At 47.9% G+C, this 16,324-nt stretch carries 15 protein-coding genes; 5 read left to right on the plus strand and 10 right to left on the minus strand.

Features of this window, described 5'->3' with window-relative positions; translation table 11 throughout:
* Window positions 1–204 precede the first annotated feature (204 nt).
* The gene (locus tag NHN17_RS08990) at window positions 205–333 is read left to right on the plus strand and encodes a hypothetical protein (protein ID WP_255042001.1); all 129 of its coding nucleotides are present in this window, start codon (window positions 205–207) and stop codon (window positions 331–333) included.
* Window positions 334–372: 39 nt separating this feature from the next.
* Here NHN17_RS08990 and NHN17_RS08995 read toward each other — a convergent pair whose 3' ends face one another.
* Window positions 373–717, minus strand: coding sequence for a hypothetical protein (locus tag NHN17_RS08995; protein WP_255042002.1), 345 nt, complete (start codon window positions 715–717; stop codon window positions 373–375).
* 270 nt (window positions 718–987) lie between these two features.
* Window positions 988–1,683, minus strand: coding sequence for an SDR family oxidoreductase (locus tag NHN17_RS09000; RefSeq protein ID WP_255042003.1), 696 nt, complete (start codon window positions 1,681–1,683; stop codon window positions 988–990).
* 118 nt (window positions 1,684–1,801) lie between these two features.
* Here NHN17_RS09000 and NHN17_RS09005 point away from each other — a divergent pair, with 118 nt between their 5' ends.
* The gene (locus tag NHN17_RS09005; RefSeq protein WP_255042004.1) at window positions 1,802–2,077 is read left to right on the plus strand and encodes a hypothetical protein; all 276 of its coding nucleotides are present in this window, start codon (window positions 1,802–1,804) and stop codon (window positions 2,075–2,077) included.
* Between the two features lie 134 nt (window positions 2,078–2,211).
* Here NHN17_RS09005 and NHN17_RS09010 read toward each other — a convergent pair whose 3' ends face one another.
* The gene (locus tag NHN17_RS09010) at window positions 2,212–4,056 is read right to left on the minus strand and encodes a DUF3413 domain-containing protein (protein WP_255042006.1); all 1,845 of its coding nucleotides are present in this window, start codon (window positions 4,054–4,056) and stop codon (window positions 2,212–2,214) included.
* A gap of 49 nt (window positions 4,057–4,105) precedes the next feature.
* Window positions 4,106–4,324 carry a YejL family protein gene (locus tag NHN17_RS09015; RefSeq protein ID WP_107350142.1) on the minus strand — a complete coding sequence of 73 codons (219 nt, stop codon included), beginning with the start codon at window positions 4,322–4,324 and terminating at the stop codon, window positions 4,106–4,108.
* 84 nt (window positions 4,325–4,408) lie between these two features.
* Between NHN17_RS09015 and yejK the strand changes: the two genes are divergently transcribed.
* From yejK to NHN17_RS09030, 3 genes are all read left to right on the plus strand, one after another.
* Window positions 4,409–5,422 carry a nucleoid-associated protein YejK gene (gene yejK / locus NHN17_RS09020; protein WP_255042008.1) on the plus strand — a complete coding sequence of 338 codons (1,014 nt, stop codon included), beginning with the start codon at window positions 4,409–4,411 and terminating at the stop codon, window positions 5,420–5,422.
* A 205-nt stretch (window positions 5,423–5,627) separates the two neighbouring features.
* Window positions 5,628–6,827 carry an Hpt domain-containing protein gene (locus NHN17_RS09025; protein ID WP_255042009.1) on the plus strand — a complete coding sequence of 400 codons (1,200 nt, stop codon included), beginning with the start codon at window positions 5,628–5,630 and terminating at the stop codon, window positions 6,825–6,827.
* Window positions 6,828–6,961: 134 nt separating this feature from the next.
* Window positions 6,962–7,324, plus strand: coding sequence for a nitrous oxide-stimulated promoter family protein (locus NHN17_RS09030; RefSeq protein WP_255042010.1), 363 nt, complete (start codon window positions 6,962–6,964; stop codon window positions 7,322–7,324).
* Window positions 7,325–7,437: 113 nt separating this feature from the next.
* On the opposite strand, the gene fldA is transcribed toward NHN17_RS09030, so the two are convergent.
* The 6 genes from fldA to NHN17_RS09060 all read right to left on the minus strand — a co-directional run bounded on the left by fldA (window position 7,438) and on the right by NHN17_RS09060 (window position 15,880).
* Window positions 7,438–7,926, minus strand: a complete 489-nt coding sequence (gene fldA / locus NHN17_RS09035; RefSeq protein WP_255042011.1) for a flavodoxin FldA — start codon at window positions 7,924–7,926, stop codon at window positions 7,438–7,440.
* Window positions 7,927–8,027: 101 nt separating this feature from the next.
* A complete protein-coding gene (nifJ, locus tag NHN17_RS09040; RefSeq protein ID WP_255042012.1) occupies window positions 8,028–11,600 on the minus strand; it encodes a pyruvate:ferredoxin (flavodoxin) oxidoreductase in 3,573 nt (1,190 codons plus the stop codon).
* Between the two features lie 134 nt (window positions 11,601–11,734).
* On the minus strand, window positions 11,735–13,084 hold the full coding sequence (gene hcp, locus NHN17_RS09045) for a hydroxylamine reductase (protein ID WP_255042014.1): 1,350 nt from the start codon (window positions 13,082–13,084) through the stop codon (window positions 11,735–11,737).
* A 416-nt stretch (window positions 13,085–13,500) separates the two neighbouring features.
* Entirely contained in the window at window positions 13,501–14,622 is a 1,122-nt protein-coding gene (locus NHN17_RS09050; protein ID WP_255042015.1) for a M20 family metallopeptidase, read from the minus strand.
* A 74-nt stretch (window positions 14,623–14,696) separates the two neighbouring features.
* The gene (locus NHN17_RS09055; protein ID WP_039469360.1) at window positions 14,697–15,161 is read right to left on the minus strand and encodes a YjiG family protein; all 465 of its coding nucleotides are present in this window, start codon (window positions 15,159–15,161) and stop codon (window positions 14,697–14,699) included.
* A complete protein-coding gene (locus NHN17_RS09060) occupies window positions 15,161–15,880 on the minus strand; it encodes a nucleoside recognition domain-containing protein (protein WP_255042018.1) in 720 nt (239 codons plus the stop codon). Before NHN17_RS09060 ends, NHN17_RS09055 begins: the two co-directional genes overlap by 1 nt.
* Between the last annotated feature and the right edge of the window lie 444 nt (window positions 15,881–16,324).

Genomic DNA, 16,324 nt, shown 5'->3' on the forward strand with positions numbered 1-16,324 from the left:
GGGCTGTGATATCAGCGATCTGCTGCCCTATAGCAAAGGGCCCTTCAATAGCTAGGTGGGTAGAATTACCCGCTTACAAAGAATGGAAGCCCTAGGAGCAGAAAAAAGCCGGAGGGGGTGTTGTAGTTGAGTTTATAGCTATCTGAACAAGCCTTATAGATACACTGGACTGCTTTGACTCGCTAGGAAATGATTTGCCTTTACTTGAAACTACAGATGATGGCCGAAGAGTTTGATGTCGGCATTATTGAGTTTACCGAGGACGATATCGTCCGTGATGAGTTCGTCAAAAAATACATCAAGACGAAAAATCGTCTTGGCATTGCAGCGTAGTTTGCATCTCCAATAAGGGGGCTATCACGCCCCCATTTTTTAAAGACATTTTACGTCCATTTTATATATACCGTTTTCATCCAGAGCTTGCGTTCTTGGAGGCACAAAGATCTCATTGACGATTTCAATATCAGCGCATTCATTATGGTATTTCTTTTTTAATATCCAAAGTCTGTCTTCTTGCTTGGCACTGTCTAAGCCAGTCAAATCATAGAGAACTCTAATGGACGCTTTTATATCGTACCCTTCAACCGCTGCCACACTGTCGGGCAATTCATAACTTTCTATAAACCCAAAGTTAATCCAGCTGTAATAGGAGTCTGCTTTACCGACGCAGCCTGTCATTAATACTACTAAGCCTATTGATAATAAAAATTTTTTCATAATCACCTCCCTGTACTCTTATACAAGCACAGAGAGGGTGGGATTACGAGTATGACCAGCTGGTAAAGTGACCTCGGTTGTAGTCAGCATGAATAAAGCCGTTGGCGAAGCCGAACGCATCAAAACCTTCTTCAATCAGAAGTTTAATCAGCAGCATGCGGTCGCGCCCCCAGCCAACCCTGATGTCAAACGCCGTGCCTTTATGGAGAGTGCCAGAGGGAGGTTTAAGCCTTATCGGAGAGTAGATGTGGGGCTAAGCGACCCTAAGTCTTACCATGGTAAATAGTTACCTTGGTAGTCCATAAATAATCCAGAGTCGGCTACAGTTAGGTTGTCTATAACCTGCTTGATCCCTTTTGCAGCTATGGGTGCAGATATTTTGGCATTGGGTCCGCCCATTTCGGTTTGTACCCAGCCTGGATGAAGGGCAACCGCAATAATACCTTCAGGTAACAGATCGTTGGACAGGCTCTTGACCACAGAGTTGAGTGCAGCCTTGGAGGAGCGGTAGATATAGCCACCGCCACTGGTATTTTCGGCCATGCTGCCAACTTTTGAGGAGAGACAAGCAATGACACCGGGCGAGCCTTGTTTGAGTTGGGGATAAAAAGCCTCGGTAATTTTTAATGGTGAAATCGTATTGATTTCAAACACTCTCCGCCATTCATCGGCATCGGTGTTCCCAAAGCCGTATCCTTTGGGGCCGTAATACCCGGCGTTATTAATAAGGAGATCCAGGTTAGTGGCTTCCAGTGATTGCGCTAGGTGCAAAATCGCTTCATGGTCGGTGACATCCAGCTCTACGATGGTTAGGTGAGGAAATATGTTTTGCCGGCGGGTCAGCTCACTTGCGCTGGCAATATCACGGCAGCAGGCATACACCTGCCAGCCAGCCTCTAGGTAGGCCACGGTGAGTGCCAATCCCACACCACGGTTTGCCCCGGTTATTAAGACGGTCTTACTCATGTTATTGTCCTTAATACACTGCTTTGAGATATAAGATAGCGGAAGTATCGGATCTAAGACAGGCCAGAAAGGTATGCTCCGCTACATTTTAGGTGTTTATATTCATATACGGATGTTTATGACTTATTCACCAAAGTATGTGGGTATCGCTTTCATTGTCTCGATACTTGTCGGTTGTGCAGATACCCGGCATGAAAGGTTATCCGAATTGGGCTTTACCCGGCCATATCTTGATGGCTACCAAGATGGGTGTTATAGCCGCACGAATGAACCGGCGAAGCATTTGGAGGGGTTTCGCCAAGATCCCGAAAGAATGGAGGTCGAGGTTAAATATGCTTATGGCTGGCAGGATGGCTACGAGCAATGCTATGCCGACAATAACGATTACTTATAATGATACCAACCTACATAAATACTTGATCAACTACTTATCCAGATTGGTATTATCCAGATCGGTATGAATTGCTAACAACCGCGAATACCAAAAAGGGCAGCCAATGGCTGCCCTCTTCATTTGTTGATCTGTGATTAGTCAGTTTTGTAAAAGCGTTTCATCTCGTGCATTGCTTGCATCAGTGTGGAGAGTTTAGGCTTAGCTGAATCCAACCGCTTATAGTCTTGATTATACACCAGGTAGTTACCGTATTTATCGATCACGGTGGTGGACTCAGGCTGGATCATCACGATATCTTTCTCATTACCTGCCAAAATCCAGCGACGCTTGGTCGAATTGCTAAACAAGCTGTTCCCACTGCTGTAGGCAGTCGCAGGCGTGGTGGTATTTAGAAGCGACTCCATCAGCGTTGGCGCGATATCGAGGTGGCTGGTTAGCCTATCGCTTACTGATGAGACACTGCCTGGCCAATGGATCACGAGTGGCACTTTTAATTGGTATTGGCTGTAGTTACTGTTGGCACCCCAGCTATTGCTACCGGTTTCGTTGAATTCCGTTCCGTGATTGGCCGTAATGATGACAATGGTGTCATCCATTAGTTGCTGGCTGACCAACTGGTCAAAAATACGGATCAGCTGCTCATCAATAAAGTGGGCTGCGTTACGGTAGCTGTTTTTCAATATCAAATTCGTGTTTTGGCCCGAGACATTATTTGAGCCCAAAGACGGTTCAAATTTTGGTGAGTAATCACCGCCTTCCTCAAAGTTTTGTACTGAGGTTAGCTCTATATAGCTAAACCATGGCGAATTGGTCTTTTCAGACTCAAGCCATGAAGCCCAGTTATCCACCGCTTCTGCATCTTGACTGGTGCCGGTTATTTCCTCCAGCGCAAGGCCGTTGAAGATCGCTTCGGTATAAATTGGATCTTGACTGAGGTTATCGCCGCCGAATAAGCCGAATTGGTATCCGCGTTTTTCAAGTGTGCTGATGAGCAGTGGTTTGGTATTGCTCGAGCGGGCACTGTTGATATAACTGCTTGGCAAACCGTAAAACAGGCCAAAAATACCTGCCGTATTTTCGTTGCTACTGCTGTAGTGGTTCTCGAAATCGATATTTTGGGTGGCAAAAGCCGACAGGTAAGGCATAGTTTCTGCTTCGACCATATCGCTTCGCAGCCCATCAATCACTATGACTAGCAGGTTTTTGCCTGTGCCTGGGTCGTTGAATGCCATTTTTTGCAGGGGATAGCGCAGCTGTTCACTGGTTTCCACCCCTTGGGCATTGAGGCGTTCGGCATATTCTTCACGGTCAAGCAGGCCATGCTTTTCCATGAAGGTTTTCGCTGTCATTGGGTAGGACAGCGGGAAATTAGATCGCTGCGCGGTAATGGGACGGTACAAATTGGCATCCGCCCAGATGTACAGCAAATGACTGCTGATAAAGCAGATCCCAAAGACCGTTGCGATAGGTACCCCAACATGTTTGCGGGTAAGTTTTCTGAGTTTGCGCCACAGCCACTCAGAAAGCACGAGTTGGAGCAGGAATATCACCGGTACGGTAATAAACAGATATTGCCAGCGGGCATTGAGCTCGGTTCGTTCTCCGCTTAGCAGCAGATCCCAGACCAGAGGACTCAAGTGAAGCTCTAGCGTTTCGTAAGCATGGGTGTCGAGCAGCAATGCAGTCAGGCCAGTGGTGGCCACCAACACGGCAAAAAGCCGCATCAAGCGTTGCGATGGGATTAGGAAACTGGCAGGGAAGAGTATCAGGATGTAAAAGCCAAATACTAAAAAGCCAAAATGGCCAACCCAGCTAAGCAGCAGGTAAAATTGGCCAACCAGAGACGCTGGCCACTCGGAATGGGCAATATACCGCGATCCCAACAGCATGGCAGCGATAATATTGAAAAAACTGAACCAGTGTCCCCAGCTGATAAGCTGAGAGACTTTGTCTTTGTAATTGTTACCGCTGGAGACCATAGATGTCAGTGTTTCCCAGTCCTATATAGCTGTGGCACAGCAAACAAGATTAGTCTTCTTTGATTGAAGACTGTAGAGCGTGTGCAAATTTTTCTGCAATTGCTTTCCTTTGCGATGCAGGAACATCGGCATTGATGATGTTAGTCGCAATGTTGCCCACGATCATCAGAGCGAGTTCTGCAGAAGCATCATGCTTCTCTAATACATCGAACATATCATCAATGATTTGTTCAACTTTTTTATTGGTGTATTTTGAAGTAATTGGCATAGGAAGTCTTGTTTAATCTTGTTTAATGTTAAGGAAAGCGACTTATAATAACCTACACTTTAGATTAACTGAAATTTTTCCATTATGAGCCTCACACTTTCCAACGTCATTCTTCATCAATTAGTCAAGAATGAAAACGATGAATTGGAAATTCATCTTAGAAAACAATCCCTTGATAATAACACCGCGACTGAGGAACTGGTATCCGAGCTACATCGAGTATACAGCAGTAAGGGAGCAAAAGGGTTTGGTCACTTCTCTGAAGATAGCGAATTTGGTCATTGGTTGAAACAGTCTCGTCGTGGCGAGTTAGACTTTCTTACATTTTCTAACCAATCAGCCCAGCGACTTCAGGCTGAATTGGTGAAATATCCGTTTGCAGAGTCTGGTACCTTAGTCATTGCGGAATACCAATCTTTAGCTACCGATTACCTCTTTATCGGCCTGCTACCTACCTGCCACAGCATGAAGGTGACTGAGCAGTTGGATATCAGTGCGACTGATTATCTTGATGTGTCGAAAATGGATATCGTAGCCCGCATTGATTTGTCGTCGTGGGAAACTGACGCGGACTCGAACCGTTACCTGACTTACATTAAAGGGCGTGTTGGCCGTAAGATTGCGGACTTCTTCCTCGACTTCCTACAGGCTGAAGTCGGCCTGGATGTTAAAGAGCAAAATCAGGTATTGATGCAGGCGGTGGAAGACTTCTGTGCCGATTCACGCATGGATAAAGAAGAAAAGCAGGAGTACCGCAAGCAGGTTTATGACTACTGTAACGGTCAGTTGCAGTCTGGCGATGAAGTGACGGTCAAAGAACTGGCTGCTGAATTACCTGAATCTGATGACGGCACCGATTTCTACCAATTCACGTCACAGCAAGGCTATGAGCTGGAGGAAAGCTTCCCAGCTGATAGAACGGCGATGCGTAAATTGACCAAATTCGTCGGTTCCGGTGGCGGCGTAACCATCAACTTTGATGGTATGCTACTGGGTGAGCGTATTTTCTATGATGCCGATACCGATACACTGACCTTAAAGGGGACCCCGCCAAACCTGAAAGATCAGTTGCTGCGTCGGCTAAATAGCGATAGCTAAATACCTTGATCGTGCGGGCAGCTTCCTCGCTGCTCGTACTTTTGCTGCATTTTTTATTAATGTTTTAGCCAATTTTTGATTTTGTTTGTACCTCTCTAATTTTTTTGCCTACAGTTTTTGTATAGTTTTCCATACTTTTGTATTTGTTTTATGCCTTGGCTCGGGTGTGGCTTATTGTCATGGGCTGTAATGGACAGGAGTGACCATGAAAAAAACGTTAGGCAAAAGATTGTCTTTTCCCAGTCAGACCCGCAGTTCAACGAAGAGCTTGATTGGTATCGTGTTAATTGTCGCGGCACTACCGAGTTTATATATGGGGACCGCTCAGTCTGGTGTGCTGGGAAACGCATTGATTGTGTTTTCAATTATGGCGCTGGTAGCCGCGTTAGGTATTGGTTACAGTTTTATGCTTGAGCCCAAAGATGAAGACAGCTTTGCTCCGAAAGCCGAAGCTGAACCCAAGTTTGAGAGCCATCCCAGCAGCACTCCTGAGACATTGAGCCTTTCCACCGATGTTGAGTCCTTGGCCATTTTCGATAGTGACTACCTGCTTGATACCATGGATGGCGACCGTGATATGGTTATCATGCTCTTAGAGGTGTTTGTCGATGAGCATTTTGATGATGGACATAAAATCGTAAAGGCACTCCAAGCTGGCGATATAGATCAAGTACAGATGTTATCCCATAGCCTGAAAGGGGTTGCTGCCAGTTTGGGCGTCGAGCAGATCCATGCATTGGCCGAGCAGGTTGAGCGTGGAGCCAAAACGCAGGTTGATAATGAAAAGCTGGAAAATTTGTGTGAGTTACTAAAGTTGGTCTTTACGCCTGCCGCATTGGAAATCCAAGCCTTTCTTGATGAAGGTGCCAAAATCAAAGCGTTACAGCCAAAGAATACAAATACACTTACCCAAGAGGTATCTGTTCAAGATACATGTATCCAAGAAATATCAGCTACAGATGCTTCCAGCCAAGAAATCCCCCTGCAAGGTCAGCCAAATATAGTCTCGGAGCCGGTTCAGGAAAAGGGCCCTGATAAGGGGGCAGAGTCAGACAGTTGGTTAGATGTCAACGCACTGCGTGAAGCAATGGACGGTGACGAAGAGACGGTGTGTATGTTGCTGGAGATCTTCATTGAGGATAATGTAGGTAAGGGGCAGGTGTTGGTTGCGGCAGTGTCAGAGCCGGGACAGCAAGCTCATGCACTGAATATTGTCCATGCATTGAAGGGCGTGGCGGCAAATTTGAGCGCGCAACCGCTGCAAAGTTGCTGCGGTGCGGCAGAGACGAAATTCAAACACAATGAGCCAGTATCCGTCGAAGAGTGCCGAGAAATAGAGCGGGTATTGGACCTGACGATTGCCAAAGCTGAGGCTTATCTTGCTAAAACGGCGATCGGTGCTTAGAACTCGAGCGAAATGCCGAAGAACAGGTTATTGTGCTAGTTAAGTTCGTTTTAGACTGGTGATTGTTTGGTTCGCCAGCCTGAATTGATCGAGATCATATAAATGCAGTCACGGCAGTGGATAATAGCGACACTATGATCGTTCAAACTTCTGGTCCAGCTCGACAGCAGCGTGAGTTGGATACCGCAAAGGCGATGATTCGCCTTTATTGTAAAACGCTGCACCGTGGTGCCATCATGTGCCCTGAATGCGAAGGGTTAATTGAATATGTCGAACACCGCGTACAAAAATGTCGTCTTGGCAATGAAAAGCCTAACTGTAGCCAGTGTAAGAGCAACTGCTATCAACCGGCAAAACGCTTACATTTTAACCATGTGTCGCGTTGGGCTCTGCCTAAATTGGTATGGCGGCGTCCATTTCAAACACTAAAATTCAAGTTTGACTGTTTGCGTCGTGGCGAGCAGGTTGATACGTCTTCATCTTCTTTACAGCAGTAGCTTACGTTAAATAACCTCTTTTGCTCATTATTGACTAAGACGCTGAAAGATAGGATTAAACAAAGGGCTGCATTGGCAGCCCTTACTATTTCAGCTTCATTTCGAACGCAGTTCTACAGGCCTAGGGTTGTAAGCCATGTTGCGATTCGATCATCGGTAAGCTCAGGCTGGCGGTCTTCATCCAGTGCCAGACCGATAAACTTCCCGTCTTTTACGGCTCGTGAATCATTAAACTCATAGCCATCAGTAGGCCATTCGCCGATTAGCTCACCACCGGCTTCTTCAACCATTTCTGCTAGCTCGCCCATGGCATCAAGGAAACTATCAGGGTAATCCACCTGATCGCCAAGGCCAAATAGCGCCACTTTTTTACCGTTTAGATCGGCATCTTCCATTTCCGGTACAAAATAGTCCCAGTCAGGCTGCATTTCACCGTAGTTAGCCGTTGGTGTGCCAAGAATAAGTAGATCATAATCATCAAAAATGTCACTACTGTTACCTGCGATATCCTGAGGGTCTAATGCCAGTTTCGCTGCGATTCTCTCTGCGACTTTTTCAGTGTTGCCGGTATCGCTACCGAAAAAAATACCGATGTTAGCCATTTTTTATGTCTCCTAGCGTTTGGTGCAGGCTGGCTTCAAACGGTAAAATTGTCTGGCCAGCCGCTTTGTGAGCTTTGGGTTTACTAATAATTCTGTATTGGTTACTTGTTCGCGTCTTGCTCTGGTTTCCACTGGGCGAGCTGTTCAAGTAGCTGTTGCTTGTGGCTGACCTGTTGGCGAAGGCGGTTGAGGTTCTGCTCATAGCGTGCCGGATCCCTGCGTTTGATCTGGGTGAAGCGCGCTTCACGGCCGATCAGCTCCTCGATGTCTTTTTTCGCTGGCTTCGAGTCCATCTGCAATGCTGCGCGTCCTTTGGCAATCCGGCGCGGATCAAAGCGGAACAATGGCCATAGACCGGAGTCGACTAACAGTTGTTGATGCTCAACACCTTCAGCCATGTCAAAACCATGGGTAATGCAAGGTGAGTAGGCGATCACCAAGGATGGCCCCGGATAGGCTTCTGCTTCCTGAAGGGCTTTGATGGTTTGGTTCATATTGGCACCCAGCGCGATCTTGGCGATATAGATGTTGCCGTGCATCATCATATTGAGCGCCAAATCTTTGCCCTGGCTGGTTTTGCCTTGGGTTGCAAACTTGGCGACGGCGCCGGTCGGTGTGGCTTTGGATTGCTGGCCACCGGTGTTGGAGTAACCTTGGGTATCCATTACCAGAACGTTGACGTTATCACCCCCAGCAAGCACATGATCCAGGCCGCCATAGCCAATGTCATAAGCCCAACCGTCACCCCCGACAATCCAATTGCTTTTCGCCACCAAGTCGTCGGCACAAATATCTAGCTGGCGCATAGAGTAAGGCAGTGCGGCACGCAGACGGGTAAGGTTGCCACGTTGGCGCACGACAGCTGTTTCGCTGTTATCGAAGGCATCCTCGCGGATTTGTTCAATTAACTCTGCCGGAATAATATCGCGCGCAGTATCAAGCAATGACAGGGCATGGTGGCGTTTGCTGTCTAATGCCAAGCGCATACCCAAGCCGAACTCGGCATTGTCTTCGAACAGCGAGTTAGCCCAAGCAGGGCCTCGACCATCACTGTTAATCGCATAAGGTGTGGTCGGCAGGTTACCGCCATAAATCGATGAACAGCCGGTTGCATTGGCGATCAGTAAGCGGTCACCGAATAGCTGGGTAAGCAATTTGACATAGGATGTCTCGCCGCAACCCGAGCAGGCACCAGAGTATTCGAACAATGGCTGTAGAAGCTGACTGGTACGGGCATCGATACGTTTGATATCAATGCGCTCCACTTCAGGCAGTTGCAGGAAGTACTCATAGTTTGTGTTTTGCTGCTCAATGACTTGTTGCTTGGGTACCATATTGATGGCCTTGCGGGCCGGGTTGTCCTTGTCACTGGCCGGACACGCCGTGGTGCACAGGTTACAACCGGTACAATCCATTGGCGACACCTGCAAGGTATAGGCCTGGCCTTTGAAGTCGCGCTGCTTGTAGTCGGTATGCTTGAAACCGTCAGGCGCATCGCTAAGTTCACCGGGGGCGACTGTCTTAGCTCTGATGGCGGCATGCGGGCACACTAAGGTACAGATATTACATTGGGTACACAGATCTTCTTCCCAGACAGGTACTTCCTGCGCAATGTTGCGTTTTTCCCATTGGGTTGTGGCCGTCGGCCAGCAGCCGTCTACTGGGAAGGCGCTGACAGGCAGTTGATCACCTTTATCAGCCATCATCATCGCGCTGACACGTTTGACTAATTCTGGCGCGTTTTCGCTCACTACTGGCGGACGACGGAAGAGACTGGTGACGTCATCTGGAATAGCGACAACCTGAATATGTTCGACGGCGGCATCAACTGCAGCATGGTTAGCCTCAACAATGGCTGGCCCACGTTTGCTGTAACTTTTCTCAATGGCTGCCTTTAATTGCCCGAGTGCCTCTTCAAGTGGCATTAAGTTGCTAAGGGCAAAAAATCCCGCTTGCATGATGGTGTTGATGCGGTTTTTCAGGCCAAGGTCGCGGGCGAGTTTGACTGCATCGATGACATACAGTTTTAGCTGACGGCCTATGATGACCTGCTGGACTTCACGCGGCAGGTGCTGCCATATGGTATCGGCATCGTGCGGGCTGTTGAGAAGCAGGGTGGCTTTAGGCGCGGCCTTTTCGAACATTTCCAATTTGTTGATGAACTGGAACTGATGGCAGGCAATAAAGTCTGCTTGTTCAATCAGGTAGGGGGCTTCAACTGGCTGGGGATCGATGCGCAGGTGCGAGGTAGTGATGCCACCTGATTTCTTTGAATCATAGACAAAGTACCCCTGGGTGTGAAGAGGGGTATTTTCACCGAGGATCTTGATGGTGTTTTTATTAGCGCTGACCGTACCGTCGGCACCAATACCATAGAACAATGCACGCAAACGGCTTGCGGGCTCTACATCGATAGAGATTGGCAGCGGCAGTGATAAATGGGTGATATCGTCGACGATCCCCACGGTAAATGAATGCTTGAGTTGCTGTTCACGCATGGCATTGAAAATACCCGCGGCATGGGATGGGGTGAATTCTTTGGAAGAAAGCCCATAGCGGCCACCCACAATGGCTGGCATATGTGGGAATTGTTGGTTGGCAACGGCCTGCTGCAAGGCGGCCATGACATCTAAGTACAGCGGTTCACCCACAGCGCCAGGCTCTTTGGTGCGATCAAGTACGGCAATATTTGTGACAGAGGTCGGTAGCACTTCTATCAAATGCGCTAAGGAGAATGGACGGTATAGGTGTACGGTGATCACGCCGACTTTTTGGCCAAGCGCCAGCTGGTGGTCAACGGCTTGTTTTACCGTTGAAGAGGCTGATCCCATCACCACGATAACGCTTTTGGCTTGCGGATGGCCGTAATAGTCAAACGGGCGGTATTCGCGGCCGGTTAGTTCGGCAAACTGGGCCATTTTGCTCGCGACAATATCAGGACACGCTTGATAAAACAGGTTCGATGCTTCACGGGCTTGGAAGAAGGTGTCTGGGTTTTGCGCGGTGCCTCGGATGCTCGGCGCATCAGGGGTTAGCCCGCGTTCGCGGAAGGCATTGACCTGCTCGTTGTCCACCATGGTGTGCAGCGTCGTATCATCAATCAGTTTGATTTTATTGATTTCATGCGAGGTGCGGAAACCATCGAAGAAATGCACGAAAGGCACTCGGCTTTCTAATGTTGCTGCTTGGCTAATGAGTGCAAAGTCATGGGCTTGCTGGACGCTACCTGCTGCCAACATGGCAAAACCTGTTTGGCGTACAGCCATAACATCCGAATGATCACCGAAGATCGACAATGCATGAGTGGCAAGGGTACGGGCGGCAACATGCATGACAAAGGGGGTAAGCTCCCCGGCAATTTTGTACATGTTAGGGATTTTAAGCAACAAGCCCTGAGACGATGTGAAAGTGGTCGACATGGCGCCAGCCATCAAGGCACCGTGAACGGCACCGGCAGCTCCCCCTTCGGATTGCATTTCGATCACTCGGGGAACTTGGCCCCAGATATTTTCTTTTTGCTGGGATTCCCATGTCTCGCAGGCTTCCGACATCGGAGAAGATGGAGTGATAGGATAGATACCGATCACTTCATTGCAGCGGTAAGCAATAGACGCGGCGGCTTCATTGCCGTCCATGGTAACAAACTGCGATTGGCTTTTTTGATGAGTAGACATGACTAGCTCCATCGGGCTAACAGGTACAGGTAATCGACACAGGCAAACAGGTTGCTGCGTTTATAGGTTTTTTTAATAGGGTGGGCCGACCCCTAGTGGGTAGCAGAGGGCCGGCCCGAGGGCATTAGTGCGATTTACACTTCAACCACGTCTAGCTGCGGTTGAGGGTTTAGCATGCGGGCCAAGTCATCTTTGGCATTACCGGTTAGCTGCAGGTTAAATTGCTGCTGGAGGAAGGCAAAGATATCTTCGTTAACAAACTCCGGTGGGTTAGGACCAAGATAAATATTCTGGATACCCAGGTTGAACAGTGCCAATAGGATCAGTACCGCTTTTTGCTCCATCCAAGATAGAACGATATTCACCGGCAGATCGTTAACGGCAACACCCATCGCATCGCTCAGTGCCAGCGCGATCATCACGGCACCATAGCTGTCGTTACACTGACCAAGGTCTAGATAGCGTGGGATCTCTGTACCCGGAACCGTACCAAAATCATGGTCGTTGAAACGGAACTTACCGCATGAAGAGGTCAGGATAATGCAATCGTCAGGGATAGACAGAGCCAACTCACGGAAGTAATCATTTGGTTTTCCTGGCTTATCACAACCTGCCACGACGAAGAACTGCTTGATCTTGCCTTCGTTGACCGCTTCTAGGATCTGCGGTGCCAAACCAAGAATCGTCTTGTAGTTGTGGCCGGTCATCAGGGTGTCTTCACTGTCGAAGCCTTCGATATCCGGCAGGCTCAGTGTCTGCTCGATCAGTGGAGCGAAGTCGTCTTCAAGCTGGCGGCAGTTATCGATGCCGACAATACCGTAGCTGTATAGACGGTCGGCATAATCTGCGCGGCCTGTTGGCGGAACAATACAGTTAGTGGTCACGATAATGGTACCGTTCCACTTTTGGAATAGCTGCTTTTGGTCGAACCAAGCTTTACCAACGTTACCTTTTAGGTGACTGTATTTGCGCAGCTCAGGATAGCCGTGTGCAGGTAGCATCTCTGAGTGGGTATAGATGTTGATACCTTTACCTTCGGTTGCAATAAGCAGTCGCTCAAGCAGTTCAAGGTCGTGGCCGGTAACCAGAATGCCTTTACCTTCAGCTTTGTTTTGTGGCACGCATACAGGGGTAGGGATCCCTAGGCGGCCATGGTGGGCTTCGCCCAGGCGAGACATCATCTCGCTACCGGCACCACCGATTTTCATCAATTGGGCAATGTGCTGCTCAAAGCTGAAGTTAACGTTAGTTAGTGTGAAATATAGGGTTTCGGCAATTACGTCATCAACCGATTTAGTATCTGCACCCAGATCATCGGCGTGGGTACGGTAAGCAGAAAGGCCTTTCAGACCGAAAATCATAATATCTTGAAGGCGAGAAAGGTTTTCGTCTTTACCACAGGTGCCTTGGGTTTTTCCCGTGCTACCGCAGCCGCCAGTTTGGGCCATCGAGCACTGATGACAAAACATTGCTAAGTTCGACATTATTGCATTCCTTAAAGGTGTATTTATATTGCAACTTATGGTGCGAGAATACGAGGAAAGCGAAGCAGCGTCATTGATCGAGATCATTTTCGCCAATAACATTCATATAAAATACTACTTATGTGGGGTGGTTCTGCTATTTGTATCGGATTGTATGGATTGGCTTAGTATTATTGTACGCTGTTTTAAATTTAGTTAGCCTATTAATAGGCAGCGAATTTATATGGAAATGATATGAGTGTATCCCTGAAGGCACAGACACATTTGGCTCAGCGTCACCTTGCAAAAGTGCGGAAAAAATACTTAGCAGCGTACCGGGTGAATGAAAAGGATCGGGATAGAGGATAGGTGATAAATGGGGATTAAAAAGGGCGCATCTGCGCGCCCTTCTTTATGCTGGGTAATCTATCGTTAGATTAGCCTGCGATTTTGGTCAGTACTTTTTTCAGTAGCTGGATACGCGGCTCGATTGTTTCAAGCTCAAGGTATTCATCAGCGCTGTGGAAACCAGCACCGGCAGGGCCAAGGCCATCCAGTGTAGGGATACCCATTACCGCCGTTAGGTTTGCATCGGAACCACCACCGACTTCTTGCCATGTGATGTTGATGCCCACTTCTTGGCCTGCTTCTTCTACCAACGCCATCAAAGACTCTGTTTTCTCTGAAGGAACCATAGATGGTTTGTGTGCTTCGCGGTCAATGGTAATTGCGACACCGTCAACAAATGGCGTTTCAGCCATTGCACGGATCTTAGCGTCGGCATCTGCGTATTCGTCGTTGTCCCAGAAACGCACATCCACCACAGCTTCTGCGTGATCAGGAACGATATTGGCACCGGCACCACCTTTAACCACGCCCACGTTAAGCGTTGTGCCGCTTTCGAAATTGGTTAGATTGTTGATAGCCAAGATCCAGTTTGCCATCTCAGTGATTGCACTGCGGCCATTTTGTGGTTCGTTACCAGCGTGTGCGGCTTTACCAGCAAATGTCAGGCGGTAGCGAGCCATACCCTTACGGGCTTTAACCAAAGAGCCATCAGCACGGGCTGCTTCAGCAACCAGTACATTTTTAGCATTAACGGCAACGCTCTTTAGCCATTCTTCCGAGTGCAGCGAACCAATTTCTTCGTCTGGGTTCATGCATACACAGATAGACAGTTTATCTAGTGTTTCCTGATCCATGTCACGCAGGGTGTAAACAACGTTTAGCAGGCCAGATTTCATGTCAGAGACACCAGGGCCGTAGGCACGCTTTTCATCAAACGTCATTGGGCGAGCAGCTACGGTGCCAACAGGGAAAACGGTGTCCATGTGGCCAATAAGCATTACGTCAATGTGTTCAGCATCTGGCTTATTGCGCACTTCAAGGCCTGTTCCGGCGATGCCACAATCAACACGCTTCACGTTCCAGCCCAGATCAACGTATTTTTGTTCCATCTGGTTGGCAATAACTTCAATGCCTTCTTTGGTTAGCGTACCGCAGTCGACATCGATTAGCGGGCGTAGTTCTTCCAAGTAATCTTGCAGTGAGAAACTCATATTAGCTCCTGAGAGAACCCTGTACGGGTAGGAATAGCGACAGGAAAAAGGGGGCAATGCCCCCTTAAAGGTATTTACACTAGGATGTTCATTACGAACATAGCAACGAATGCATTTAGGACAGAAATTGCAACCATTACTGGGATGTGGCGGCCTTCTGTACCGATAACACCTAGGATACGGCCAAGGTACTGAACCTGAGAACCCATTAGGTAGATAGCTGGAGCCAGGATAGCAATGTGGTTACCGTCAAGGATACCGCTGTCAAACAGGGTGATTACCACACCAACCGCACCACCCATCGACATCCACGCACCGATCAATACCGCGGCGGCTTCACCTGGTAGGCCGAAGATACCCATGATAGGTGAGAACAAAACGCCCATAGCGTCAAGTGCACCAGTAAGAGAAAGCACTTTGATGATCACGAATGCCATCAGTACGTTCGGGATCGTAGAGCTCGTCGAGATAGCCCAGCCTTTCTTCGCGCCTTCTACGAAGATATCAGTAACCATTGGTTTTTTAGTTGCTTGAGACATTATGCGGTCTCCTTCTCAGTAGAAACGTTGTTTTTCTTATCAGTGGCAGCTAGGTATAGACGGAAGATGTTCGCGCCTACAAATTTCATCACGAACATGATCACAACAGCCAGACCAATTGAAGAGGTTACTGCGTTGCTGCCGTCAGCGTAGGTTAGAGTGAACAATACCGCGCCAGAAGAGAAGAAGTTAACAATGGTGGCACCGGCAGAGAACTGGAACATCGCAAACACATCGGTTTCACGCTGGTTGATGTGGCCGCTTTCTTGCAGCTGGCGGGTCATTGATGCGCCAGAGTCAGTGTTCTGAAGAGAAGCGATCAGTGCAAGTCCAGTATCGCCAGGAAGACCGACTAGCGGGCGAAGTAATGGAGTTAGAAGCTTACGTGCTGCGTTTAGGGCGCCGTAGTGCTCAAGAACATTAATCATACCCAATGCGAACATTACGGTAGGAACCAATGTTAGGGCAAATAGGAAACCGTCACGTGCACCGCTACCGCCAGTACCGCGCATAGTGGTTTGTGTTACTTCTACTGCACCGTCAGCAGCTGTAGTGACAGTGTTTGCCATTGTACCGAATGAACCGTTCAGTGTGTTGAAATCAAATACACCGTACCACTCGTTGGTTTGCAGTAAACCGGAAAAGAACACAAAAGCGAACGCTAGGGCAATGTATGCACCTATCGTTACCTTTTGGTTTTTCTCTGCTGGATTGCTCATATGTAACCTCTTAGGAATCAAAAAGGCCGATTGGCCAAAATAAGGAATCTGTAACATTTCTTCACAAAGAAAGCGGCTGTTACAGAGTCCTCAAAAAAGAAACGAGGTCATTGTCCCCGATCTCATGAGGAAATAATTGACGGGGGTCAATATGTGCTACTCAATATTAATCCAATGGTTCTAATGGCTGGTATTTGTGATCGTGATCTACATTAATATCCTATTAACAAAAGATAATATTTCTAACTGATGTTTTTAAGCATGATTAATTGTTTTTTTATTATTAATTAATCATTTCAGTGGTGTGTTTTTAGTGTTTGAACGGTGTTTTTGAGGCTGGGTAGGAATGATAATTCTGCGTGTTGTTGCCGGCTGGTTAGTCTAATCTTGATTAATGTTTGTTTACAACTATATTCTTGACTGGAAATAAAAGGCGCCCTTGAG

The sequence above is a fragment of the Photobacterium pectinilyticum genome (genome assembly GCF_024357955.1).
Classification (GTDB): domain Bacteria; phylum Pseudomonadota; class Gammaproteobacteria; order Enterobacterales; family Vibrionaceae; genus Photobacterium; species Photobacterium pectinilyticum.

Bases quoted from the DNA above. Each gene is read 5' to 3' on its own strand.
- NHN17_RS08995 (WP_255042002.1), bottom strand. From the start codon at position 717: ATGAAAAAATTTTTATTATCAATAGGCTTAGTAGTATTAATGACAGGC.
- NHN17_RS09000 (WP_255042003.1), bottom strand. From the start codon at position 1,683: ATGAGTAAGACCGTCTTAATAACCGGGGCAAACCGTGGTGTGGGATTG.
- NHN17_RS09005 (WP_255042004.1), top strand. From the start codon at position 1,802: ATGACTTATTCACCAAAGTATGTGGGTATCGCTTTCATTGTCTCGATA.
- NHN17_RS09010 (WP_255042006.1), bottom strand. From the start codon at position 4,056: ATGGTCTCCAGCGGTAACAATTACAAAGACAAAGTCTCTCAGCTTATC.
- NHN17_RS09015 (WP_107350142.1), bottom strand. From the start codon at position 4,324: ATGCCAATTACTTCAAAATACACCAATAAAAAAGTTGAACAAATCATT.
- yejK (WP_255042008.1), top strand. From the start codon at position 4,409: ATGAGCCTCACACTTTCCAACGTCATTCTTCATCAATTAGTCAAGAAT.
- NHN17_RS09025 (WP_255042009.1), top strand. From the start codon at position 5,628: ATGAAAAAAACGTTAGGCAAAAGATTGTCTTTTCCCAGTCAGACCCGC.
- NHN17_RS09030 (WP_255042010.1), top strand. From the start codon at position 6,962: ATGATCGTTCAAACTTCTGGTCCAGCTCGACAGCAGCGTGAGTTGGAT.
- fldA (WP_255042011.1), bottom strand. From the start codon at position 7,926: ATGGCTAACATCGGTATTTTTTTCGGTAGCGATACCGGCAACACTGAA.
- nifJ (WP_255042012.1), bottom strand. From the start codon at position 11,600: ATGTCTACTCATCAAAAAAGCCAATCGCAGTTTGTTACCATGGACGGC.
- hcp (WP_255042014.1), bottom strand. From the start codon at position 13,084: ATGTCGAACTTAGCAATGTTTTGTCATCAGTGCTCGATGGCCCAAACT.
- NHN17_RS09050 (WP_255042015.1), bottom strand. From the start codon at position 14,622: ATGAGTTTCTCACTGCAAGATTACTTGGAAGAACTACGCCCGCTAATC.
- NHN17_RS09055 (WP_039469360.1), bottom strand. From the start codon at position 15,161: ATGTCTCAAGCAACTAAAAAACCAATGGTTACTGATATCTTCGTAGAA.
- NHN17_RS09060 (WP_255042018.1), bottom strand. From the start codon at position 15,880: ATGAGCAATCCAGCAGAGAAAAACCAAAAGGTAACGATAGGTGCATAC.